Origin of the sequence: Pseudanabaena yagii GIHE-NHR1 (genome assembly GCF_012863495.1) — a bacterium.
Taxonomy (GTDB): domain Bacteria; phylum Cyanobacteriota; class Cyanobacteriia; order Pseudanabaenales; family Pseudanabaenaceae; genus Pseudanabaena; species Pseudanabaena yagii.
The window spans coordinates 481,488-502,152 of sequence record NZ_JAAVJL010000002.1; the positions used below are offsets into that span (position 1 = coordinate 481,488).

General features: G+C 43.3%; 24 protein-coding genes. 7 read left to right on the plus strand and 17 right to left on the minus strand.

The annotated features are described in order from the left end of the window. Positions 1-47: 47 nt before the first annotated feature. From HC246_RS19000 to HC246_RS19010, 3 genes are all read right to left on the minus strand, one after another. Positions 48-575 (minus strand): cupredoxin domain-containing protein, encoded by a 528-nt coding sequence (locus HC246_RS19000; RefSeq protein ID WP_169365007.1) that lies wholly within the window; start codon positions 573-575, stop codon positions 48-50. Between the two features lie 172 nt (positions 576-747). Next, positions 748-3,000 (minus strand): heavy metal translocating P-type ATPase, encoded by a 2,253-nt coding sequence (locus tag HC246_RS19005; protein WP_169365008.1) that lies wholly within the window; start codon positions 2,998-3,000, stop codon positions 748-750. Positions 3,001-3,156: 156 nt separating this feature from the next. After that, positions 3,157-3,927 (minus strand): DUF305 domain-containing protein, encoded by a 771-nt coding sequence (locus HC246_RS19010; RefSeq protein WP_225903052.1) that lies wholly within the window; start codon positions 3,925-3,927, stop codon positions 3,157-3,159. Positions 3,928-4,230: 303 nt separating this feature from the next. On the opposite strand from HC246_RS19010, the gene HC246_RS19015 reads away from it, so the two are divergent. Then, positions 4,231-4,962: a DUF305 domain-containing protein gene (locus HC246_RS19015; RefSeq protein ID WP_169365009.1), complete on the plus strand. Its 732-nt coding sequence runs from the start codon at positions 4,231-4,233 to the stop codon at positions 4,960-4,962. Positions 4,963-5,013: 51 nt separating this feature from the next. Here HC246_RS19015 and HC246_RS19020 read toward each other — a convergent pair whose 3' ends face one another. After that, positions 5,014-5,241, minus strand: coding sequence for a hypothetical protein (locus HC246_RS19020; RefSeq protein ID WP_169365010.1), 228 nt, complete (start codon positions 5,239-5,241; stop codon positions 5,014-5,016). A 430-nt stretch (positions 5,242-5,671) separates the two neighbouring features. Between HC246_RS19020 and HC246_RS19025 the strand changes: the two genes are divergently transcribed. Then, a complete protein-coding gene (locus HC246_RS19025; protein WP_169365011.1) occupies positions 5,672-6,589 on the plus strand; it encodes an ImmA/IrrE family metallo-endopeptidase in 918 nt (305 codons plus the stop codon). Between the two features lie 18 nt (positions 6,590-6,607). On the opposite strand, the gene HC246_RS19030 is transcribed toward HC246_RS19025, so the two are convergent. Both HC246_RS19030 and HC246_RS19035 read right to left on the minus strand, forming a co-directional pair. Then, positions 6,608-7,336, minus strand: coding sequence for a hypothetical protein (locus HC246_RS19030; RefSeq protein WP_169365012.1), 729 nt, complete (start codon positions 7,334-7,336; stop codon positions 6,608-6,610). 2 nt (positions 7,337-7,338) lie between these two features. Further along, positions 7,339-7,680, minus strand: coding sequence for a PadR family transcriptional regulator (locus HC246_RS19035; RefSeq protein WP_169365013.1), 342 nt, complete (start codon positions 7,678-7,680; stop codon positions 7,339-7,341). Positions 7,681-7,879: 199 nt separating this feature from the next. Here HC246_RS19035 and HC246_RS19040 point away from each other — a divergent pair, with 199 nt between their 5' ends. Then, entirely contained in the window at positions 7,880-9,088 is a 1,209-nt protein-coding gene (locus HC246_RS19040; RefSeq protein WP_169365014.1) for a 4-hydroxy-3-methylbut-2-enyl diphosphate reductase, read from the plus strand. Between the two features lie 411 nt (positions 9,089-9,499). After that, positions 9,500-11,434 (plus strand): SPFH domain-containing protein, encoded by a 1,935-nt coding sequence (locus HC246_RS19045; RefSeq protein WP_211167876.1) that lies wholly within the window; start codon positions 9,500-9,502, stop codon positions 11,432-11,434. A 465-nt stretch (positions 11,435-11,899) separates the two neighbouring features. Here the strand turns inward: HC246_RS19045 and cobJ are convergent, their stop codons facing one another. The 8 genes from cobJ to HC246_RS19085 all read right to left on the minus strand — a co-directional run bounded on the left by cobJ (position 11,900) and on the right by HC246_RS19085 (position 17,511). Continuing rightward, the gene (cobJ, locus tag HC246_RS19050; protein ID WP_169365015.1) at positions 11,900-13,312 is read right to left on the minus strand and encodes a precorrin-3B C(17)-methyltransferase; all 1,413 of its coding nucleotides are present in this window, start codon (positions 13,310-13,312) and stop codon (positions 11,900-11,902) included. Between the two features lie 259 nt (positions 13,313-13,571). Further along, positions 13,572-14,273 carry a hypothetical protein gene (locus tag HC246_RS19055; RefSeq protein WP_169365016.1) on the minus strand — a complete coding sequence of 234 codons (702 nt, stop codon included), beginning with the start codon at positions 14,271-14,273 and terminating at the stop codon, positions 13,572-13,574. Continuing rightward, positions 14,177-15,100 (minus strand): hypothetical protein, encoded by a 924-nt coding sequence (locus HC246_RS19060; RefSeq protein ID WP_169365017.1) that lies wholly within the window; start codon positions 15,098-15,100, stop codon positions 14,177-14,179. Before HC246_RS19060 ends, HC246_RS19055 begins: the two co-directional genes overlap by 97 nt. Next, entirely contained in the window at positions 15,097-15,879 is a 783-nt protein-coding gene (locus tag HC246_RS19065; protein WP_169362698.1) for a hypothetical protein, read from the minus strand. Before HC246_RS19065 ends, HC246_RS19060 begins: the two co-directional genes overlap by 4 nt. A gap of 7 nt (positions 15,880-15,886) precedes the next feature. Further along, on the minus strand, positions 15,887-16,252 hold the full coding sequence (locus HC246_RS19070) for a hypothetical protein (RefSeq protein WP_169362699.1): 366 nt from the start codon (positions 16,250-16,252) through the stop codon (positions 15,887-15,889). A 2-nt stretch (positions 16,253-16,254) separates the two neighbouring features. After that, positions 16,255-16,713: a hypothetical protein gene (locus tag HC246_RS19075; RefSeq protein WP_169362986.1), complete on the minus strand. Its 459-nt coding sequence runs from the start codon at positions 16,711-16,713 to the stop codon at positions 16,255-16,257. 57 nt (positions 16,714-16,770) lie between these two features. Then, complete coding sequence (locus HC246_RS19080; RefSeq protein WP_169362985.1) at positions 16,771-17,130, minus strand: hypothetical protein; 360 nt, start codon at positions 17,128-17,130, stop codon at positions 16,771-16,773. A gap of 6 nt (positions 17,131-17,136) precedes the next feature. Then, on the minus strand, positions 17,137-17,511 hold the full coding sequence (locus HC246_RS19085) for a hypothetical protein (protein WP_169362702.1): 375 nt from the start codon (positions 17,509-17,511) through the stop codon (positions 17,137-17,139). Positions 17,512-17,760: 249 nt separating this feature from the next. Here HC246_RS19085 and HC246_RS19090 point away from each other — a divergent pair, with 249 nt between their 5' ends. Beyond that, positions 17,761-18,357: a tyrosine-type recombinase/integrase gene (locus HC246_RS19090; RefSeq protein ID WP_169365018.1), complete on the plus strand. Its 597-nt coding sequence runs from the start codon at positions 17,761-17,763 to the stop codon at positions 18,355-18,357. Here the strand turns inward: HC246_RS19090 and HC246_RS19095 are convergent. Genes HC246_RS19095 through HC246_RS27030 form a run of 3 tightly spaced genes read right to left on the minus strand, consistent with a single transcriptional unit; the run spans position 18,337 to position 19,166 of the window. After that, the gene (locus tag HC246_RS19095; RefSeq protein WP_169365019.1) at positions 18,337-18,813 is read right to left on the minus strand and encodes a hypothetical protein; all 477 of its coding nucleotides are present in this window, start codon (positions 18,811-18,813) and stop codon (positions 18,337-18,339) included. The two genes, HC246_RS19090 and HC246_RS19095, sit on opposite strands and share 21 nt — an antisense overlap. Next, complete coding sequence (locus tag HC246_RS26490) at positions 18,800-18,934, minus strand: hypothetical protein (protein WP_263972533.1); 135 nt, start codon at positions 18,932-18,934, stop codon at positions 18,800-18,802. Before HC246_RS26490 ends, HC246_RS19095 begins: the two co-directional genes overlap by 14 nt. Then, the gene (locus HC246_RS27030; protein WP_169365020.1) at positions 18,915-19,166 is read right to left on the minus strand and encodes a helix-turn-helix transcriptional regulator; all 252 of its coding nucleotides are present in this window, start codon (positions 19,164-19,166) and stop codon (positions 18,915-18,917) included. The genes HC246_RS26490 and HC246_RS27030 overlap by 20 nt, the downstream gene beginning before the upstream one ends. Positions 19,167-19,565: 399 nt before the next feature. On the opposite strand from HC246_RS27030, the gene HC246_RS19105 reads away from it, so the two are divergent. Together HC246_RS19105 and HC246_RS19110 are read left to right on the plus strand one after the other, a co-directional pair. Then, a complete protein-coding gene (locus HC246_RS19105; RefSeq protein ID WP_169362706.1) occupies positions 19,566-19,784 on the plus strand; it encodes a hypothetical protein in 219 nt (72 codons plus the stop codon). Beyond that, complete coding sequence (locus HC246_RS19110) at positions 19,781-20,374, plus strand: hypothetical protein (protein ID WP_169362707.1); 594 nt, start codon at positions 19,781-19,783, stop codon at positions 20,372-20,374. The genes HC246_RS19105 and HC246_RS19110 overlap by 4 nt, the downstream gene beginning before the upstream one ends. Positions 20,375-20,665 lie beyond the last annotated feature (291 nt).

Below are 20,665 nucleotides of genomic sequence, written 5' to 3' on the forward strand. Positions count from 1 at the left end.
AGAAAGAGGCGATGCTTTTGCATCGCCTCTTTCTTTTGGGAAATCTGTTACTTTGCCTCGATCGCACCGCGAAACATATTCATTCCACAGGCAAACTCATAGTTTCCTGCCTTGGGCGGCGTAAATTCGATGGTTGTGGTTTTATTCAATTCCAGATACTGGGCGATGTGGAAATCAGCGATTCGTACCTCTTCTAAACAACTGCTGGGATCGCGGCGGAGAAAGTTAAGGCGAACAAGTTGACCAGCATTGACGACAATTCTTGAAGGTTCGTAACCACCATCAACAACGACGGTTACTTCTTGAATACCAGATTCGGTTTCGGCTTTTTTAGACTTAGGCTTACTGAGGAGAAACCACCAAAGCTCTGCACCGATTAAGCCAACACCACCAACAGTGACAAGTATTTTATTGGTTAACGGTTGCTCGATCGCCTTAAATTGTGTAGGTTTACCAGTCTCAGTTGGCATATTGTGGTCATCAGGCATTTTTTCCGAGGCGATCGCCCCAGAGATGGCTCCGAACAGAAAGCCAATACCAATAAGGGTTCCAAAAAATGTAGCTTTTCTTAACATGATAGTTTTTCCTTGATTAATGGGCTGTTAGCTATTAGCTGTTAGCTGTTAGCTATGGAGTTGAAAAAATAAACAGTTTATGGTCTGCAAAATTAGTAGTGTGAAAGTTATGGTCTGCAAAATTAGTAGTGTGAAAGCTAAAAGCTAATCACTAAAAGCTAATCGCTAAAAGCTAATCGCTAGCCTTAAAATTCTTCAATCGCAAAGCATTCGTCACCACTGAAACAGAACTAAATGCCATTGCGCCGCCTGCAATCACGGGACTGAGTAGCCAACCGAAGAAGGGGAAGAGAATCCCTGCGGCGATGGGAATACCTAAGATGTTGTAGATAAAAGCGAAGAAGAGATTTTGGCGGATATTTTGGATTGTGGCGCGAGATAGTTGGATGGCGGTGACGATGCCTTGCAAATCACCTGAAATGAGGGTGATATCACTGGCGGCGATCGCTACATCTGTCCCCGTACCGATCGCAATACCGACATCTGCTTGAGCAAGAGCAGGCGCATCATTGATGCCATCGCCCACCATTGCCACGATGCTACCTTCATTTTGTAAACGTTGAATTTGAGCAGACTTTTGATCGGGACGTACTTCCGCAAATACGCGATCGATGCCAACTTCGTGGGCAATTACTTCTGCTGTGCGGCGATTGTCACCTGTGAGCAACACCACTTCTAAGCCCATGCGCTGTAAGGTGTGGATCGCTCTGATTGAGGAAGGTTTGACCGCATCGGCAATGCCCATCACGCCTTGGACTTTGCCATTGACGGCAATCCAGATGGCGGTATTACCTTTTCTCTCTAGGGTATCCCAAGCTTGTTCTAAGGATTCTGTCGCAATTCCCAATTCCTGCATCCAGCGATAGGTTCCAATCTGTACTAGATGTTCGCCAATGTAGCCACGCACGCCGCTACCTGCGATCGCTTCAAAATCTTGAGCATCAGTTAAGTCCACTTTGAGCGCCTTGGCATAACGCACGATCGCTTCAGCTAAGGGATGTTCAGAATAGCGTTCCACAGTTGCCGCCATTCTTAATAGTTCTAAAACTTTATGATCGGGCATTCCTACGGTGGTTACGAAATGGGTGACGCTGGGCTTGCCTTCGGTAATTGTGCCTGTTTTATCCAAAACAATTGTTTGCAAATTATGCGCCTGTTCCAAACTATCCGCACCCTTGATCAAGATTCCATTCTCGGCACCTTTGCCCGTTCCCACCATAATCGATGTAGGGGTGGCTAAGCCCAAGGCACAGGGACAGGCGATAATCAGCACACCGACGGTGGTAATCACCGCAAGGGTGACGTTACCCATGAAGTTGTACCAGATGATAAAAGTGGAAATGGCGATCGCAATGACGATTGGTACAAAGAAGCCTGTGACGCGATCGGCAAGGCGTTGAATCGGAGCCTTAGAACCTTGGGCTTGCTGCACCAATTTCACAATTTGCGCTAAGAACGTATCCTTGCCAATGCGGGTAGCGCGAAACTTGAAACTACCAGTTTTATTGATGGTTGCGCCGATCACCTCATCACCGACTTGTTTCTTCACGGCAACACTTTCACCTGTGACCATCGCTTCGTCAATGGTGGAACTTCCTTCGATAATCTCGCCATCAACGGGAATCTTTTCCCCCGGACGCACCAAGATCACATCATCAAGTTGTACTTCGGCGATCGCAATATCCATTTCTCGACCATGCCGAATCACTCGCGCTGTTTTTGCTTGCAAACCCATTAACTTGCGGATTGCCTCAGAGGTGCTGCCCTTAGCGCGATTCTCAAAGAGTTTGCCGAGCAAGATCAAAGTAATAATTACTGAGGATGCTTCAAAATAAACATCGGGAGTTAAACCCTGTGAAGTAAAAAAGGCTGGATTAACCGTAGCAAAAATGGAATATCCATAGGCGGCTCCTGTGCCAGTGGCAACCAAAGTATCCATCGTGGCAGCGTGACGTTTGAAGGCTTTGCCAGCATTAATATAGAAACTTGCACCACACCAAAACTGGACAGGAATCGTCAAGACTAGTTGCAACCAAGAATTGTGCATCCATGCAGGAATGAAGGGCAAACTCAGTCCTGTCATCATCGGTAATCCGCCAATTACTAGAAATAGACTAATCGCACCACCAACGATCACCTTCCGATTGAGATCCTGCTCTTCTTTGCGTCGGGTTGCCTGCTCCTCGTCATCAGCAACTAAGGGATTTTCTTCTTTTAGTAATTGCGAAGAATAGCCTGCATCGGCGATCGCTTGTTGAATTTTGTTAACGTCAACGGCTCTAGGGTTATAGGTAACAGTAGCTTGTTCTGCGCCAAAGTTGACATTACATACTTCAACACCTGAGACATTGCTAACGACTCTTTCAATGCTACTGGCACAGGAGGCGCAACTCATCCCTCGTAATTTCAGCGTAGTCGTTTCCATGTTTACCTCTTGAAATTCTTATAGAATCAAGAAGTGTCGCGTTTTTCGCAACACTTCTTGATTGGACTGGATATATCATGCATTCTCCAGTGAGATGGAGAGTCAAGGGGTAAACAAAAAATTCTGCCAATGCCGCTTTGCGGCATTGGCAGAATTTTAGCGAAGAGTGCTGTACCAGCCTTGCATCTGGTCAATTTCTTGGCTTTGCGATCGCAAAATATTTTGAGCAAGCTTACGCATTTCAGGGCGATCGATATCCACGATCATATTGCTCATCATCAATGCCATCTTGTGATGAGGAATCATCTCCGCTAAAAATTCCTTGTCAAAATCACGATCATTAGCGGTTTCGAGCGTTTTGAGATCGGTAGCCATCATATTATGCATACCCATCATGTTGCCCATGCCCATTTTGCCGTGATTCATGTCCATCATGGAATTAGAGGATTTCATAGGACGGCTAGGCATATCGGGGACATCAGCTTTGTACCAATCCTTATACCAAGCTCGCATTTGGGCAATTTCAAGGGTTTGATCGCGTTTGATTGCTTCAGCCAATTTCAGAACATCAGCATTTTTCGATCTCTTCAGCGCCAGATCCGCCATCTTCACGGCTCCATCATGGTGCGGGATCATCATCTCAATGAAATGGCGATCGGCAAATTCGCCACTCATCATCATGGGATTGGGCATCCCTTGATTTGTCCTCATGGCAGCATTTGTGGCGTTGGGACAAGAAGCAGCATCAAGGGGCTTCTTGGGAGGATTCGTTGTTTGTGCTTGGACGAGGTTTGTCATGGCACTGGTCATGACGATCGCACCACCAGCAACAATACCAGCGATCGCTAAGATCCATAATCGATAGTGTTTGCGATCGCCTACTGGTAGATTTTCTAGGTTAGAGTCTCTAGGTTCTGTTGATTTCATAACTGTTCTCCTGAACTCATATCTCTAGCCTAGTCCAAAAAAATGAACTCGGAATGAAACTCCAGATCTAGCAATCTTAATTCAATAAAACTTAATGCAATTCATGAATGACAAGCTTTTTGCAAAATGGTTTGTAGCTAACTCAAAGCGAATAGTGCAGTCTGAGCGTGCGCCATTGGCTCTATTTTTTTTATGATAAAGCGGTTCCTGTGGAGAACCTATAGAGCTTGTGAAGAAAAGTATAATATTCTGTAAGTTTAAATTTAAAATTTAGCTTTTTTACTGTAAGTTAGCATTTTAATAATGAAGATTATCAATTCCTTTGGGTTTGATCAGTTTCCCAAGTCGCTAAAGCGATCGATGCTGGTAGCGATCGCTATTGGTGGACTTAGTACTTCCTGTAGTAACCCTAATGACACTGCGACGAATTCTCCAAGTACTGAAGCTCCAAAAGCACAAGCTCAGCCCGTTAGCTCAGCCAGTCCGACTACCGCTAAACCCACAAACCATAGTGGGATGAATCATGGGGAAATGAGTTTAGGTGCAGCCGATTCTGATTATGATTTGCGCTTTATCGATGCGATGATTCCTCACCATGAGGGGGCAGTAGTGATGGCAAAGGCAGTCTTAAAAAATTCTCAACGTCCAGAACTAAAAAAACTTGCCAACGAGATTATTCAGGCGCAAGAGAAAGAGATTGCAGAAATGAAGAAATGGCGTAAAGCATGGTATCCCAATGTCAGTGATACGCCAATGGCTTGGCATAAGGAGATGAATCACATGATGCCGATGACTCCTGAACAAAGAGCAACCATGCGAATGGATTTGGATTTGGGTAAGGCTGGTCAAGATTTTGACTTGAGGTTTATCAATGCGATGATTCCTCACCATGAGGGGGCAGTGGTGATGGCAGAAGATGCGATCGCTAAGTCGAAGCGAGCAGACATCACGAAATTAGCAAAGGGAATTATCTCTTCTCAACAAATTGAAATTAATCAAATGAAGAAATGGCGCAAGGATTGGTATAAACAATAATCTCTATGGGATTTGCATTTTGCCATAGGTAAAATGCAAATCCTACAGCAATCAGCGCGGAACTTGAATTGATGGCGGAATTGCACAAATCGGTGGCTTGGGATAAGCGGGTGGCAAGTAGGGAATAAAGACGTATACTCCCATAGGAATGACGATGTGAGTTCCAATGTAGGTGATAGTTTTCACCAATCGACGAGAAATCGCAATGTTAATTTTGTCATTGCCATTACTTGGTTGGGCTGATTCGCCACCATTGTAAGATCGGGTTTTGTTTGACATAATAGGCTCATCATTAATATTTTTAGGCGTTGGAGCTTCGGCACAGCGCTTTTTTATTAGCGTGCTATATCCTACAGCGACTAGTATATCCAATAATTGAATATACGTCAATATTATGTATCTAATTTTGTGCTGTAAGGCTCTTGCGGATAAAAAATGTCCCACCAAAGTTATCTAGCTTCGGCTTCGCTCAGCCAACGTTGGCTGAGCGGAGTCGAAGCCACAGGTGCTTTAATTAATAGCAAGTCCTTAAGCTTCTCGGAACATATATTTTGCGTTTTATAATAAAAATTTTGTAATAAAGCATTGGATGTGGTCGGTAAAGTCTAGGTTAATTTTTGAATTGAGGATAAGATATGAATTAGGAAGATATGAAACCTTCTAGAATTTTTCTTGTCTTCCAAATTGCATTCTTGAGGGAGGTGTGGTTATGCCGATCGCTACAGTTAAACAAATCAATAACCAGATTAATCTCCAGACTCTGTATGCAAGATTGAGTCAATTGGGGCTAAATGAGGAATTTGTGCGATCGCATGGATTGCCTGATTGGTGGTGTACAGAATTTGAGATGACGGATAGCGCTGTGGTAACGGCGGCGGCTTATATATCAGGTCGGTTTAATTTGGATTTGCGATCGCTACTTAATCCTGATTTATCACCAACTTTTAGAGAATTGCCGAGGACAAAGTTTAAGACTTATGGAATAGCTGAGACGAACTATGATATTTCTGCGAGTGAAATTTCACCTGAGCGATTGACTGCCCATCATCTAGCTTTTCGGATTGCGGAGTTAGTGGCTTTTGCCTATCAGCGAGATTATCGTGCGATCGCAGGGATGACAGCTAGTTCTATTCGCGCCATGATTTTAGAGAAATATGGCTGTGTGAGTTTAGAGGGATTGCTAGATTTTTGTGCGGTGTATGGTATTCCTGTGGCACATTTTGAAGATTTTCCAAATTCCCAAATTACCAAAACTTTTCATGGCATCGTCACAAACTGCGATCGCCGTCCTGTAATTGTGGTGAGTCTTGGCGATCGCGATGTTAGTCATTTAGCCTCTGATTTGGCTTTTGTGATTGCCCATGAGTTAGGACATATTGCGCTCAATCATTTAGATGACAATGAGACGATTAGCGAGGCGGATATGATATCGGGTAATTTGATTGATGCTGAGGAGAGTTTAGCGAATCAGTTTGCGAGAGAGTTGATTGGTGATGATGTGGGGGAAAGTCTATCAATTAATCAGTATTTGAGTCAGTGGTTAGATTGGGAAAGTTTGAGTAATGATAATCAGGAATATTTGGCTCTGGCTTTAGGTTTGGATATTACGGAAGTTATTAAGGATTAGTCACTTTCTACTTTTTCCCTATCTCGTTGCTCTGCGGGTAGCAAGAATGAAAACTTTGTCGATGCCAATATGCCAGACAAAGCGAGTGAGACGATAGAAGGTAATCAACGAAACAAGACGATGATTCATTCCCTTTGATTGCATTCTCGTCCGTGAATCCATCATGTCGCTAACCCAATGCTGCCATTCATCCCATTCTTCTGGAAAGACTACTGCTATTTCTTGAGTAAAGGTGATGATTAAATTCACATCCCATGCTCTTTGCTTTGTTTCTAATTTTGGGTTTCTCTTAACAGAAGACCGAATGCTAGATAACCAACGAAATATTGCCATTGGCAAAGAAAAAATCCATGCAATATGATCATCAATAAGTGCTTCAGTAGTAGTCTTTTTGTGTTTGGCTAAATATTTAAAAATTACACCCAAAACTAAAGCCAAAACTAAAGCCAAAACTAAAGCTCCACCCAAAGTCAACACAATAGTAGCCAAAGTTATAAAAAAACTAATCTCAACATCAAACCTATCCTTACCCGAAGTCAAAGTTTGACCCTCATCCCTTTTACTAAAAACTATAGCTCCACCACCAAGCCCGCCCAAAAAACCAAAAACTAGGTTGAAAGCCTTATCCCAATCCCAAGTATTATTACCTGTCAGCAAAATTCCCATAATAGTGATCGCTACTCCGTAAATTGCACCGAGTAGCATCAAGGAAAATAGCATTTTTAGTTCTTTTTGGAAGTATTTCATCGCTAGACTCCCATCGACATGACAGATCTCAACCCACTCAAAAACACTTCCTTAGCATTAAGAGCACGACTACCTTCCCCTGCAATGACATAGTAACGCCGTCTTGCGCCAGTGAGTTCTTCTGGAGTTTCATCACCCCAACGCGAAGTCACAAAACCCTTTTCTTCAAGTTTCTTCAGCGTCGGATATAGCGAACTAAAACCGATCTTGCGCCTGCCGCCGCTAGCTTTTTCGATCGCATCGATAATTTCTAGACCATAACGCTCGCGATCGCGCACAGCATAAAGCACCATCTCCTCAGTGGGCGTAAGGTCTAAGGGATCATCAGACTTTTTGCGTGCCATAACCAAATATACATACAATCTATAACTGATTATACATTAATTAGATATATAGTCTATAGCAATCCTAAATGGTTTGTGGAAGCGTACCCCGAAGGGGTACGCTTCCACAAACCTAGACATCTTGAAAACATTTACATAGGGCGATCGGCTAAAAAGTTTATAATACCTTCAGCACAATTACCTAGAATCATCTAAGCGCATGGACAATACGCTCGATACACAAGCAATGCGGAGATCTTTGCAAAAGTCTCCCAACTATTTCCGTCAAGGCTTTGGGCATGGCGAAGCAGCCGAATCGACCATGCGATCGCAATATCACAGTGACCTGATTCAAACTATTCGTGAGCATGACTATATCTACACGCAAGGCGATGTCACGATTTATTTAGCGAAATCCTTTGGCTTTTGCTGGGGTGTCGAAAGAGCAGTAGCAATGGCGTATGAAACCCGTACCCAGTTTCCGACAGAAAAAGTCTGGATTACCAATGAGATTATTCACAATCCTTCTGTTAATGCCAAATTGAAGGAAATGGAAGTTCAATTTGTTCCTGTAAACAGTGATGGAACTAAGGATTTCTCAGGCATTGAGCAGGGTGATGTGGTGATTTTGCCTGCCTTTGGCGCTAGTGTACAGGAAACCCAATTATTTGATCGCCTTGGCACGAAAATTGTTGATACCACTTGTCCTTGGGTATCCAAGGTTTGGAATCGGGTCGAGAAGCATAAGAAATCAGATTTTACCTCGATTGTGCATGGCAAATATAATCACGAAGAGACGATCGCTACAAGTTCTTACGCCAATCGCTATTTGGTAGTACTGAATATCAAAGAAGCCGAATATGTGACTAATTACATGCTCAATGGTGGCAATAAAGAAGAATTTATCGCGAAGTTCAGCAAAGCTATGTCCGTCGGGTTTGATCCAGATCGTGATTTAGAAAGAGTTGGTGTTGCTAATCAAACCACAATGCTCAAGGGCGAAACGGAAGCGATCGGCAAATTGTTTGAACGCACAATGATGCAGAAGTATGGTGTCGAACATCTCAATGAACATTTCCTTGCTTTTAATACCATTTGTGATGCCACTCAAGAGCGTCAGGATGCGATGTTTGAGATTGTTGAAGATCCGATCGATTTGATGATCGTGATTGGTGGTTATAACTCTTCTAATACCACCCATTTACAAGAAATTGCGATCGAGCGCAATCTTCCTTCCTATCACATTGATGACGTGCATCGGATTATTTCGGCTGAGGTAATTGAACATAAGCCATTAGGAAAAGAGATCGAGCAAGCTACCAATTGGCTACCCGCAGGCAAAATCAAGATTGGCGTAACTTCAGGCGCATCCACTCCTGATCGCGTTGTCGAAGATGTGATCAATCGGATTTTTGAACTCAAGGGTTAATCGCTATGTATCCAACTGGTGTTACGTGGAACTCAGGGTATGAATTTCTTGTTGCTAGCACAGCAGGGCAACCACGGGGGGATTGCCCCTACCTGAACATTTAAATTTTTGGTAGGGGCTGTGCCCCCCGTGCCAGCCCCGATCTTTCAACATCGCAGGAATTCCTTCCACGTAACATCAGATTCCAAGAAAAAGTTTTCGCTTCGCGAAAACTTTTTTCTTTAGGTTATTAATTTTCTTAGTTGATTTTTGAGGACTCCCTGACAAATGCGCTAGATTAGCAGCAGTTCTGAGAGTGGGGTTCATCCCGTGAAAAAACTAATGAAGATTCAGGATATTCACCAAGACTTGATCAAAAAAATCAGCAAAAAGTTTTGGACGCGATCGCTTGTTTCAGGGGCAGCGATCGCCATGCTTGGGACAGTGACATGGCCTGTAGTAAATGGTAATGATCAGGCGATCGCTCAGCAAAACAATCAACTCATTGCTCAACAAAATCAATCACAGCAGCGATCGAACTCTGCTCAAGTACCGCCAATGCAGTTAATGCAAGCAGGCGATTTTAACTTTCCCATTTGGGTATGGGTAATTGGTGGCGTGGTGTTGGTATTTGTGTTTTTGCCACAGGTGGGATGGATTTTAGGCTTGATTGTAATCGGTGAGCGTGAAGTCGGCATCGTTGTTAAGAAATTCTCCTTTCGTGGTGACTTACCCCCCGGACAATTAGTCGCTCTCAATGGCGAAGCAGGCTATCAAGCCGACACCCTCGCCCCTGGTTGGTATTTTGGCTATTACCCTTGGCAATATGGAATTCGCAAAGAATCGGTAGTGGTAATTCCCCAAGGCGAAATCGGCTTAATTATTGCTAACGATGGCAAATCGATTCCCCCCGATCGCATTCTCGGTAAAACCGTTCCCTGTGACAACTTCCAAAATGCGAGACAGTTCCTCTTAGCTGGTGGTGAAAAGGGTAGACAGATTGGCATCTTAACCGCAGGAACCTATCGGATTAATACGGCTCTATTTACAATTATTACTTCGGCGAATGCTGGTCAAAATGGAATGTCGCCCAATGACTTGAAACTCTATTCTGTGGAAACGGAAAAAGTAGGTATTGTCACCACCCTAGATGGTATTCCCATTGAAGCAGGGGCGATCGCAGGGGCGATTATTCCTGAACATGACAACTTCCAAAATGCTCAATTATTCATTGATGGCGGCGGTCGGCGCGGCTTACAGGAACAGGTAATTCTATCGGGTTCATGGAATCTCAATCCTTGGTTTGCCAAAGTGGAACAGGTGAAAATGACCGAGATTCCCATTGGTTATGTGGGCGTAGTAATTTCCTTTGTCGGTGGTGCTCAAGATGATGTCAGTGGCGCTCTCTTTACCCACGGGCATCTAGTGAATGTTGGTGATAAAGGCGTATGGATTGAGCCGCTTTACCCTGGTAAACATCCTCTCAATACGCACATTATGAAAGTGGAACTCGTACCCACGACTAATATAGTGCTGAACTTTAGCGATCGCATTGAAGAGCATGGCTATGATTCTAAACTTAGAGCTTTGAATGTACGTTCTAATGATGGCTTTGCCTTTAATTTGGAAGTAGCCCAGATCATCCATGTGGGAGCCTTAGATGCGCCTAGAGTAATTTCGCGGGTTGGCTCGATGCAAAATCTCGTCGATCATGTACTGCGTCCAACTGTTGGCAATTATTTCCGCAATTCCGCACAGGCTTATACCGTGTTGGATTTTCTAATCGCCCGTAGCGATCGCCAAGCCGAAGCTGCTGAGTATATCCGTAATGCCATGCAAGCCTATGATGTCCAAGCCGTTGATACGTTGCTCGGTCAAATTGAACCACCCGAAACCCTCATGCAAACGCTGACAGATCGCAAAATTGCCGAAGAACAGCGTAAAACCTACGAAGTCCAGCGTATATCCCAAACTCAACGTCAAGAACTCGTGAGAGAAACATCGCTCGCTGATATTCAAAGGGAAATCGTCACGGCAGAGCAGGGTGTCCGCATTGCCGAACTGCAAGCTAATGCCAAAGTTAAAGAGGCAAGTGGTGAGGCGGAAGCAATCCGTGTTACAGGTGAAGCCAAAGCTGATGCCTATCGTGCTGGGGTTAATGCCCTCGGTGGTAATTCCTATGTAGCGTTACAAATGATGCAAGCGATCGGTGAAGGGAAAGTCCGCGTTGTGCCAGATGTCGCTGTTAATGGTGGCGATCGCGGCGGTGGCTTGCTGGATGGTGTATTAGGAATGATGCTTTGGAATCAAACTAAAGAAGCAAAAGAAACAAAAGTCGATAATTTCCCTAACTTGTCTTCCCACTGATTAGCTGAGCGCAATTAAACATAAAACTTAAAAACCTGTGGCGCACACGCAATGTGAACCACAGGTTTTTACTATTTAGTCACACTTGGAAATGGGCAAAGCACGGCTCAAAGTAAAGAGTGGTGGCGCAATGCGCCGCCACTCTTTACTAGCTATAACAAAACTAGGCTAGGGGTGATATTACTGGCTACTACGATAGATGAAGACTTTTCAGGAAAGCTCGCTAAATATAAGCGGCAAGACTCCCATTTACCTTGAACTGGAACTGACAACAAACTGCAATATCCGCCGTTTCGACCTTGTGGAGCATAATTTTTACAGAATCGGCAGTTCATAAAAACCTCATACATCCAGATTCAATCGATATTATTGTTGCTCTTGTTGTCCTCCTAGCTTGTGATTAATTGCTACATTGATAGTGATCTTGATCACCATCAATGTAGTTGCTCCCTCATTGATAGGAACCTAACTGTATGTGCGGGGCGTATATACTCTGATGCGATCGCCTAATTCTAAAACCTTAGTCTTGCTCGAACCCACAATAATCACCGTTTGCATATCGGCAAGTTCAGGCTCTAATTCCGCCAGTGTAATCACCTTCACATTCTCGCCTTTACGTCCCATTTTATGACCGAGAATTACTGGCGTATGAGGCGATCGCCATTTTAATAACGTCTCTTTGGCGGCTGGAAGTTGCCATTTGCGCTGTGTGGAAATGGGATTATAAATCGCAATCACAAAATCTGCTTGGGCGGCGGCGGATAATCTCTGCTCGATAACTTCCCAAGGTTTGAGAATGTCTGATAGAGAAATAGTACAGAAATCATGTCCAATGGGTGAGCCAATGGCGGCGGCAGCAGCTTGGGCGGCAGATATACCAGGGGCAACATGAATATCAATCTGGTTCCATTTGGGACTATCTTGATCAACTACTTCAAATACGGCGGAAGCCATGCCATAGATTCCCGCATCTCCCGATGAAACAATGACCACAGATTTCCCTGCGGTGGCTAATTCAAGGGCATGACGAGCGCGATCTAGCTCAACACGATTATCGGAAGCATGGATCGTTTTTCCTTTGGTAAATTCTTTAACTAGATTCACGTAGGTTTTATAACCGACAAAATCTGTAGCTGCTTCCAAAATTGCCTTGACTTCGGGCGACATCCATTTCGCTGCCCCCGGACCTGTGCCAATAATCGATACTTTACCGATGCTGCTGGGATTTTGAGGGGATTCGGTTTGATATACCAAGTATTTAGAGCTTAGTTTAGAAGCGATCACCTCTAATTTCACCTCCTCAGAAATCACTTCTATTTGATGTGTGGCATCATCAGCAAAGGGAAGATTACTATCACTTAGCCAAGCTGCCTCACCAATGAGTTTAACCCTTGCTCCTGCTAATAAATCTGCTAAAAAGGTCTTTGCTTCTTCATCGGAATTTAATAATCGATAATTAGGAGGAGGAGCTAATAATGAAGTTTGAAAGCGTAAATCGCCTGTGGTAGTGATGGCTGGTTGGACTTGGAGTGATTTGGCGATCGCTCTAGCAAGGTCATTAGCACCATTTAATCCACCCAATAGCGGCACAACTGCACTGCCATCCTCAGCGATCGCAATTACGGGTGGTTCGGCGCGTTTATCTGAGAGGAGGGGGGCTAGCGATCGGATGAGGATGCCTGCGGCACAAATGCCAATGATTGCATGTCCTTGGCTAAATAGTTCACTGACAGTTTCGCTAAATTTGTCATAGGTATGATCGGCGGTTTGGGTGCGTGAGGCAATCCCATAAATTGTGGCGTTAGGAATTACGGTTTGCACTTGTCTCGCGATCGCAATACTCTTTTCCCCTAAGACAATGATTACAGATGATTTCATTTATTTTTTGCTGTTTGACTGCTATTTTTACTGTTTATTTGTTAATTTGTTCCTAGATGAAACTGGGGCAATTAGTAATATTTTTGAGGAATAGATTTTCCTATCTTTAGTGTAGTTTTTTGTAGCTTTTCTTGACTTAGCTTTTTAATTTGGCTATAGTTTAATCCATAGATTGTCAGCAAAATTTCCTCTAAAATTACTGTGTCTTAAAACTTAATGAGCCGCGTAAATCCCACCTTAGGTGAATCCCCAAAAAGGACTAGGGGGCATTGACAACAGTATTAAAAGCATCTGTATACCACTGGTTAAAGTTTCCAGCACATTCAGGGTGATTTAGATAATCCTGTGATGATGCCAATTCAGCTAATTTATCTTGTAATGCTGTTTCTAGATTCCAACCAACAGATTTAAAGTAGGTTGCATCATTGGTTCCCCAAGTGGTGTACTGCTCTTGATAAGTCGTACAGTCAAAGGAATATGCACAGCTACCATCATCAATAGTTGCAAGAGGGTTGTAATTTAGAGCGTTTGGATCGGTACAACCATAGAAATCTGTTGATGGACTGCAATCATAAAGCTGCACAGATTTGAAAGAGCGATCGCTACCACACCCGCCAAATTCAACCACAGATACATCAACCAAACCGCCTGAATCGAAAAGCTGTACAGATTTGGATGAGCGATCGCTACCACACCCCGTAAACTCAACCACAGATACATCAATAGACTGACAATCAAAACTACAGCTACCATCATCAACGGTTGCATCAGGGTTGTAATTAGTCGCATTTGGATTAGTACACCCATAGACAGGGTAAATACAACTCCCGTCATTAATATTCGCGTTAGGGTTGTAATTAGTTGCTAAAGGATCGGTACATCCGTAATGAGGACAAAGCGGATCATCAGGAAAAAGAGAGCAAAACTCAGGAGGAGGAGGAGGAGGGGGATTGGAGTGCAAGGGGGAATGAAATAGGAGGGTAGTGTACCCTTCTGAACTCTTACCCCGTTGACTGTGTTATATGAATCGGTTGTATCAGTTTCTTTTATTATTTCGACAGATGGCGAATTAGTCCAAAAACCCTGACCGTCAGCATATCCCGCTATTGGTGGTGTTACAAACTTAGTCCCATTAAGTTCCGTGACGACAAACTCAGTTTCAAAAACAAAGACGTTGTTATATAGAATCACCTGCCCCAAGTAATTCTTTTTGATAATTCCGAAATCATTAGCAGCTCTTTCTCTGGTATAACCTGCGGGGCATTTATCAAACAGCTTAGGCGGCGAGGGTGGCGGAGGTGGAGTATCGGGGGGACATGGTGAGCATTCGCAGTTCTCATACCACTTTTGATAAAGCCAAAACCCAACAATTTTATCTAGGATTTTTGTTGAATTTCCCTGCAAAATATCATTTGCAGTAAAAAAGTAATTGAGAATGGGAACTAATTCCGCTATGAACTGAAACACATCCTGATAAGTGATGTCATCAGGCAAAGGGGGCGGGTTTTTGGCGCAAAACTGACTAACATCAATTTGCCCCGTTATTTCATCGATAACGATTTCAAAACCCTTTTTAGCAACCTTTTTGAGAATATCGCCAAACACCTGATCAGCATTTTGTAAATCAGGATTAAGTGAAGCTACTTTTTTAATAGCGGCTGGAACTACATCCAACAATCGACACAGATTACCCTCTAATCCAAAGAGAGCGCAAAGCACACCTATATCAACGGGATTAATAAAATCTACAGCCCCGCTTTGTTTCTGAGAGCCACACTGACAAGTCATATTGACCTCATAAATTTGACTGTCGCGGTAACTTGATTGCTAAGGTATAGAGAACCGTAGCGACGATAAACACCTGATAAATCCGATAAATCAAACCATTGACTTTTATATTCAACTTTCTTGTCAGAATTCCAGTAAACATTATCGGAACCTTCTGTTTTAAATCCCGTACTAAGAGTTCCTAAAAGTGAGTAGTATTTCTCTAGATTGCTATCACTGCTATTAAATCTTTTACCGTACCAATCAGGAATATTAGCCGCAATAATTACCAAGCTTTCGGCATCATAAGGTATTTGAAAACTCGCTGAAGCGCTTAAAGATATCGTGCCGTATAAATATTGTTTTTTCCTATTTAGCCGTTTTTTAATTTCTTCTAAAAGAATCTCTTTGAGGAAATCAATAATCAAGCTTGCAATGAACTTAACGGGTGCTTTATAACCAACCAAAATAGCAATTAACTTAGGTAGCCAAACTAAAGCACCGCCGTTAGGATAGGGAATAATACTGTTGTCGCCTAACGCTTGCACATACTCATTTTCAATGCTTTGAATAACCGTAAATGTTGCGCTAATCGCTTCATTTACTTCTTGTTGAGCTTGTGATATTTCTTGTAGAGAATCTGGATTATCAAGCTGTATTGATGGCGGATTCCAACTGTTATCTAAAATGGTTACATTGTATAAAACTGATGATTGAGCATCACTACCAAGATTGCAGAATTTATCATAAATATCTGCAATCTTAGAGTAAATATCTTGGAGTGTTTCAAGCTGTGACATCAGTAAACTACATCTCTATCCCAGAATTTTCTGAGTACCAACGTTCATCAATAGTGCTGTAATGCTTTTCCTGGATAGGTTGGGTTAACAATCCTCTTAGGCGTTCGGTTTCCTCTTCGCCTAGTACTTTGCGTTGGAGCTGTGCAACGCGCTCATCGACTCTGACATAGAACTTAGAAAGCTCATCAAGTCTATGATCGTGGGCTGAAAGTGTATCAGAAACAGAATCAAATTCTGTTTCCAACTTTTTACCTAAATTATTAGTATCTTTTTCCAGTGCTGCTAGTCTTGCGTCACGCTCACCGAAGGCGTAGACAACACTCAAGACAGCGATCGCAAATGTTGCGATCGCTATTAAATCTTGAATGGGCATATCTACACCTTAACTTCGTTGACTTTCTGGATGATTCTGTATTCAGCGCTTGCTGTGCCATCCCAACTATGATTGATGGTCATGGTTGTGAATGGCTGAACTAGACCGCCTAAAGGGTCGTATTCTTGCAATTGCTGAAATTGTTCAAGAGTCAGAATTGGCACTTCTAAACGCCGTTTTAGTTTGGTTCCAAAACACGCTGAACTTGTACCATTTGTAATCAATTCCAGAACAACATGACGGGGATGAATCCCATACTCATTTTTATTCTTATTGAGTTTGATATGTGCAGGAATCCTTGGAGCGCTAACATTTTGCGTCTCATTGATTTTTGCCGCCGATGTCCCAACATTGTAAGTATCCAAACTTACTTTCATTAAAGCGGCGATACCTAACACACCATTGCCATCTTTGAGTTCAACCTCATAGGCAAAATCTTGTTTTTGAATGCCTCTAGCCATTTTGCTTTATCTCTGTCTACTAATTTATTTACTTACTTTTTACAAACTTGTTAATGCTTAACGCATTTGTTCACTGACGATACTGCCTACAATCCATTGACGACCGTTAACAGTTATCTCAGAGCCTGCAGGTGGTGTGGTTGCAGGATCGAGAACGATTACGCGCTTTGTAGTCTGTGAAGGTGGCAATAAACAGCCTGTGCTTGCTGCCGTAGACTTCAAAGTTAAAATGCAATGTCTAGGTTTACAGCCAACAGCCTTAGCATTTTTGGAAAATTCAAAAGTAATATTTTCGGTCGGTGTGCCCGTTGGCGCTGCGCCTCTAACGCTTGCCAGTTCAGCACTATCATCTGTACGAGCATAGAAAATATTGCCTTTATCGGTCTTATATTTATATCTACTGGTTCCGCTTGCCATAGTTATTTAGGGGCTATCGTTTTGGTACGTGTCGATGAGCTTGGCGGTATATTTGGCGCGTTCAGCCTTTCGCTCACCAATTGTAAAAGTCTGCATACTTCCGTCTTGGTAATCTCTTAACTGAATTGTGCTTTGTGAGCCTGTCCATAATGGGGCGGTAACAGATTGGCAGATAATATCCCGTTTAATTGGTCTGGTTGGATGATGAGCAATTACATATCGTGGCTCTATATTTCTGGGTAAATACGGTAAGCCTAGATCTGATGATGTAATAGCTGTGAATCCCGTTCCAGTCGTCAAACAGTTGGATTTATCAAGTCTAAGTAGCCATGAATTTCCTTTGTTATCTGTGTATTTAAAATCTGCTAAACTACCTGCCATTTTTTGGATGTCCTCGCGGCGTTAAATGAAATTAAATTGCACCGCGCCATTGTACTTACCTTGTCAAGTCATGCTGTATTTTTGCCTGTGCAGCTCGGCGGCGCAATTTCGCGGAAATAGATAGAAATGAGAAGATAGCTAAACGGCTGATTGCTATACGGGGAGAGACTTTATAGGTATAGTAAGGGGTGGGTGGTAACTTCTATCTCTCACTTATTTATCATTTCATTCTTTAAGTGAGAGGTTTGAATGGGGAAAAATTGCCGCAATGGTCAAGCTGAAATTTTAGATGATCGGGAATTGGATCGGATTTTTCGCCATCTTATCTCGCGTGAGCATAAATTATTTTTCACCATTGCCAGATACACGGGTGAGCGTTTCGGTGCGATCGCTCAATTGCGGGTTAGTGATGTTTATGACGATCATTGCAAACCACTCCAAGAAATTACTTTTCCCGCGTCGATTCGTAAAGCGTCCCCTGATGGTTCCCGCTCTACGCGCCAAATGATTTGTTATGAGCGTTTGGCTGATGGTCTGGCAGCACAGCGCCCAAAAAGTTGCGATCGCTTCTGGTTGTTTCCATCGTCTATCAAAACTGGTCAGCCTATAACTTGGTCTGCTGCGGATAAGTGGTTACGCGCTGCCGTCGAAAGAGCGGGGCTTGATCATCGTGGTATTTCTGGGCATAGTTTGCGCCGATCATTCATTACTAAGCTCTATGAGTCTGGTATGGATATTCATGCAATCCAACAAATCACGGGACATAAGTCGATCTCTGTGCTGCAAAAGTACATCGGCAAAAACCCCGCGAAATTGAAAGAGGCTTTAGGAGCCATCTTTGCCTAGATACTTTTTGCCGATCGCCACACATATTTCTTTGGCACTTGCTCCACTTCGCCAAAGCGCGGCGATCGCCTCGGTCTGTTTCTTGCTGATGTGGTGGTGTCGTAATTTCCCAGAAATGTCTTGATATGTGTATCTGGTGTAAAAGTAGCACCGCCTATTTTTGCCGATCACGTAATAATCCTCTACATACCCGTGTGTTTCGGGCTTTGTTGAAATTTCTGGAAAACTCTCGATATGATTAAGGTTTTCCAGAAATTTGTCATCGATGCTTTGGGCGGTCGCGCGATCGCCTATCTCAATTTCGATGGGTATTACTGCCTGCGTGTGGCGATCGCTTTTCCCATTCCCCGCCCGTTCCTCTGGTAACTGGTCTAGTCGTATTTCCCCTATGACTTCCGCAAATTTGGCGATCGCTTTTTCATCTGTGTCTGCTACGGCTATCTTAAATCGTGGCAATATTCCCAGAACGTTCTGGGGGGGCAAGTCTAAGATGTTTAGCTGTAAGGCTTCCATACTTTTCTAAGGCGGCGCAACGCGCCGCTAGTTTGGGCGATCGCTTAATTCGTGGTTTGTTCAAGACTGTTATGTATTGGTTGTGGCGCAAAACTTCTAGGGAGTTTATCTATGGTAGTTCCTAATAATTCAGCTAACCTATGCCATTGTTCTAACGTTAAGTGAGGCTCTGTTTTGCCTTTAACCCAATTCGTTACCGTATGGGGTGTTACACCTAAATACAGAGCTATGTCTTTTTGTGAAACGCCTCTAAGTGCCATAAGGGGAATAAGGGGGGATTGACTATGTTTAACCATATTTAGTGTAAATGAATTTTAATTTGATGTAAATGATTGACATGAGATGTAAATAGATTTACATTAAAACCAACAAAGCAAAGACAGCACTCAACCTGATTCAGGTCGGGCGCTGTCTCTGTGAAAAACGATTGATTGATATTTTCCCATACTTACCATCGGGCTAGAGGCTCCCAAATAACAGGTAGGCGATCGCGTAGGTATGGGAAATTTTGTACCAATATCTAAAACCTATATGCCTTACGAAATACCGCCTAACTCTCAAGGTTCGTTTTGTGCTGGTTGCAAAGCTCGGATTTTCTGGGCAAAAACTGAAGCGGGGAAGTGGATACCACTGAACACCGATAAGTCACCACACTTTTCAACCTGTCCCCAATCCAAACGATTTAGAAAACCAAAATGCTAAAAGGTCAACCCATCATGCACCCAATCGGACGTTATTGGAGTTCCCGTACTCACCCTATGCCCGCTAATACTGAAGCATGGATCGAGCGCTTACCGATGGCGCAAAAAATGCAGCTTGCATCTGCACTGATGCAGCAATGCTGCACTGTTTTCCAAAATGCATCAACTCTCTCAATCCTCAAACCTACTATTCAAGGAGATGACGCTTCATGATGTCCGAACCGTTCAAACCATTTTTAATCAACGATCGCTCTAGTGCCTTGATCAATTTCATTGATGCTAGCCAATTTACCGAGAGCGAGTTAGTCGATGTTTATCTCGGTATGTGCGATCGCCTAAAGCATCTCATTGAACTCAAACCGACTATGAGTTTTGAGATTCATCAGCCTTCACCAGAACTCACAAATGAGACAGTGAAAGGGCTTATGCAAGACTTAAACACCGATGAAAAATTGTTGTTTGAGGTTGAGCCACTTGAGGCTTATATGATTTTGGGCATGATGCAGGCGGCGATCGTCTCGTTGGGTATACCTGAAAACCTTGAAAAGTTCGGACGGAAGTTTATCAAAGCATTTTGCGATCGCTATCGGATTATGTTCCCTGATGTTGTTAAAACTCTTGAGATGGGTTGGACAACCTGTATGACATCAGAAGAGTTTGACGATCTAATCGATTCTGATGAAAACGAGCTATCTGTTGAAGACTTTCTAGGTAGTGGTGTCTTGATTCGTGTTGGTAATGATTTCCAGATGCCTGATATACCAACTCATTTTCCAGATGACTATGTAGACGACTTTGCCTAGACGACTCAGCAACGGGCGCGGCTTAAACCCCGCGTCGCTTGCTGGGTGTGTCCAAAGCACTCGGCATAGAGAGACGGTTTATTAGGTGAAGAAAGCCTTTGAGCTTCTTAATTTCACAAACCGACTCTCTATCTACCTACAGAATGAATGAAGCCATAAGCGCTTATGGGTGATTCCTAGGTCTAACAAACATAATCACTCGCGACATCATGAATATTATCGGTTTAGACGTTGGGCGTAACAACGTCACTGCCTGCTTGTTGACTGGATATCCAGATCAACCGCTTAAGC

Bases quoted from the DNA above. Each gene is read 5' to 3' on its own strand.
- HC246_RS19060 (WP_169365017.1), bottom strand. From the start codon at position 15,100: ATGACTTGTCAGTGTGGCTCTCAGAAACAAAGCGGGGCTGTAGATTTT.
- HC246_RS27030 (WP_169365020.1), bottom strand. From the start codon at position 19,166: ATGGTTAAACATAGTCAATCCCCCCTTATTCCCCTTATGGCACTTAGA.
- HC246_RS19065 (WP_169362698.1), bottom strand. From the start codon at position 15,879: ATGTCACAGCTTGAAACACTCCAAGATATTTACTCTAAGATTGCAGAT.
- HC246_RS19080 (WP_169362985.1), bottom strand. From the start codon at position 17,130: ATGGCAAGCGGAACCAGTAGATATAAATATAAGACCGATAAAGGCAAT.
- HC246_RS19105 (WP_169362706.1), top strand. From the start codon at position 19,566: ATGCTAAAAGGTCAACCCATCATGCACCCAATCGGACGTTATTGGAGT.
- HC246_RS19025 (WP_169365011.1), top strand. From the start codon at position 5,672: ATGCCGATCGCTACAGTTAAACAAATCAATAACCAGATTAATCTCCAG.
- cobJ (WP_169365015.1), bottom strand. From the start codon at position 13,312: ATGAAATCATCTGTAATCATTGTCTTAGGGGAAAAGAGTATTGCGATC.
- HC246_RS19030 (WP_169365012.1), bottom strand. From the start codon at position 7,336: ATGAAATACTTCCAAAAAGAACTAAAAATGCTATTTTCCTTGATGCTA.
- HC246_RS19005 (WP_169365008.1), bottom strand. From the start codon at position 3,000: ATGGAAACGACTACGCTGAAATTACGAGGGATGAGTTGCGCCTCCTGT.
- HC246_RS19075 (WP_169362986.1), bottom strand. From the start codon at position 16,713: ATGGCTAGAGGCATTCAAAAACAAGATTTTGCCTATGAGGTTGAACTC.
- HC246_RS19045 (WP_211167876.1), top strand. From the start codon at position 9,500: ATGCTTGGGACAGTGACATGGCCTGTAGTAAATGGTAATGATCAGGCG.
- HC246_RS19020 (WP_169365010.1), bottom strand. From the start codon at position 5,241: ATGTCAAACAAAACCCGATCTTACAATGGTGGCGAATCAGCCCAACCA.
- HC246_RS19085 (WP_169362702.1), bottom strand. From the start codon at position 17,511: ATGGCAGGTAGTTTAGCAGATTTTAAATACACAGATAACAAAGGAAAT.
- HC246_RS19110 (WP_169362707.1), top strand. From the start codon at position 19,781: ATGATGTCCGAACCGTTCAAACCATTTTTAATCAACGATCGCTCTAGT.
- HC246_RS19010 (WP_225903052.1), bottom strand. From the start codon at position 3,927: ATGAAATCAACAGAACCTAGAGACTCTAACCTAGAAAATCTACCAGTA.
- HC246_RS19070 (WP_169362699.1), bottom strand. From the start codon at position 16,252: ATGCCCATTCAAGATTTAATAGCGATCGCAACATTTGCGATCGCTGTC.
- HC246_RS19090 (WP_169365018.1), top strand. From the start codon at position 17,761: ATGGGGAAAAATTGCCGCAATGGTCAAGCTGAAATTTTAGATGATCGG.
- HC246_RS19015 (WP_169365009.1), top strand. From the start codon at position 4,231: ATGAAGATTATCAATTCCTTTGGGTTTGATCAGTTTCCCAAGTCGCTA.
- HC246_RS19035 (WP_169365013.1), bottom strand. From the start codon at position 7,680: ATGGCACGCAAAAAGTCTGATGATCCCTTAGACCTTACGCCCACTGAG.
- HC246_RS19040 (WP_169365014.1), top strand. From the start codon at position 7,880: ATGGACAATACGCTCGATACACAAGCAATGCGGAGATCTTTGCAAAAG.
- HC246_RS19000 (WP_169365007.1), bottom strand. From the start codon at position 575: ATGTTAAGAAAAGCTACATTTTTTGGAACCCTTATTGGTATTGGCTTT.